The organism is Massilia glaciei (genome assembly GCF_003011895.2).
Lineage (GTDB): Bacteria > Pseudomonadota > Gammaproteobacteria > Burkholderiales > Burkholderiaceae_D > Telluria_A > Telluria_A glaciei.
Map to the genome: position 1 here is coordinate 1 of NZ_PXWF02000186.1, position 1810 is coordinate 1810.

A 1810-nucleotide genomic window follows, 5' to 3' on the forward strand; every position below is an offset into this window, starting at 1 on the left:
GTCCGGCGCGCGCGGCGGCGGTGGCGGCGGCGCGCGCCCGTCCGCCAGCGGCAGGCGCAGCGTGAAGGTCGAGCCCATGCCGGGGCCGTCGCTGGCGGCGCTGGCGCTGCCGCCGTGCAGCTCGACCAGTTGGCGCACCAGCGACAGGCCGATCCCGAGCCCGCCCTGGGCCCGCTCCATGTTCGGCCCCACCTGCGTGAACATCTCGAACACGGTCTCGAGTTCGGCCGGCGGAATGCCGACCCCGCTGTCGGCGACCGCCAGCACCGCCTGGTCGTCCTCGCGCCAGGCCGACAGCGTGATGCGTCCGCCGCGCGGAGTGTACTTGGCCGCGTTGTTGAGCAGGTTGCTCAGCACCTGCACGATGCGCGTGGTGTCGACGAACAGCTCGGCCCCGTACTCGGGCACGTAGACCTCGAGCTGCAGGCCGCAGGCCTCGATCAGGGCCGCGCTGGTCTCGACCGCCATCGCCACCAGCGCCGGCAGCGCGATGCGCTCGCGGCGCAGGTCGATGCGCCCGCGCGTGATGCGCGCCACGTCGAGCAGGTCGTCGACCAGGTGCACCAGGTGGCCGAGCTGGCGCTCCATCATCGCGTGCACGCTGGCGGTGGCGGCCGGGTCGCCGCCGCGCTGGCGCAGCAGGTCGAGCCCGGTGCGGATCGGCGCCAGCGGATTGCGCAGCTCGTGCGCGAGCGTGGCCAGGAACTCGCTCTTGCGCCGGTCCGCCTCGGACAGGTCGGCCGCGACCTGGCGCAGCGCGTCCTCGACCCGCTTCTGCTCGGTGATGTCGCGCGTGATGGTGGCCAGGAAGATGTTGTTGCCGGCGTCGTCGCGCACCGCGAAGCCCTTGTAGAATACGGGGATCGGGCGGCCCGTGCCGACGTGCCGGAAATGCAGCTCGCCCTCCCACTGGGCCGACGGCCCGGTGAGCGCGGGCAGCACCACCTCGCGCACCAGCGCGCGGCTTTCGGGCGCGACGAAGTCGAGCGTGCCGTAGGAGGTGATGTCGTCGCCCGCCGGCACCCCCGCCAGATCGCGTCCGGCCCGGTTCAGGTAGGTCGCGCGCGCGTCGGGGGTGGTGATGCCGATGAAGTCGGACGATTGCTCGGCCACGGCGGCGAGGCGGCGGATGTCGCCCTCGGCGCGCTTGCGGTCGGTCACGTCGCGCAGGGTGAGCGCGATGCCGCCGCCGGGCGTGGGGAAACTGTTGACCTCGAACCAGCGCTCCCAGTGCTCGTAGAAGGCCTCGACGCGCGCCGGCACCCGCGCGCCCGCGCTGCGCCGGCAGCACTGCTCGATGACGCCGCCGCGTGCCATCGGGAACGCCTCCCAGAACGACCGCCCCGCCAGCGTGCCGGGCTGGGCGCCGATGCCGCGCTCGGCGGCGCCGTTGGCGTAGCTGACGGTCCAGTCGGGCTCGATAGCGACGAAGCCCTCGGTGATGCTCTCGAGGATCGCGCGCGAGCGCTGTTCGAGCGCGCGCCGCTGCTCGGCGTCGTGGCGCTGGCCGATGACCAGCGCGGCCGTGTTGACCAGCAGGGCCAGCGCCGCGCTCTCGTGCGGGGCCGGCTCGCGCCGCTCGCGGTAGTACCAGGCGAAGGCGCCGAGCACCGCGCCCGACGGCGCCACGATCGGCATCGCGCGGCAGGCTTGCAGGCCGTGCGCGCGCGCGAGCGGGCCGCAGGCGGCCCAGACCCGCTCGCTGGCCTGGTCGGCCGGGTGCACCATGCGGCCGGTGTGGATGGCGCCGGCGTCGAGCGGGAGCGCGTCGATCGCCGCCGTGTAGGCCGGCGGCAGCGACGGCGCGGCC

1 protein-coding gene is annotated in these 1810 nt (G+C 74.7%); it reads right to left on the reverse strand.

Annotated features, from left to right (window positions below; all coding sequences use genetic code 11):
• Positions 1-1810: sensor histidine kinase (locus C7C56_RS11490; RefSeq protein ID WP_146204435.1), on the reverse strand; the 1810-nt coding region annotated here is incomplete at both ends.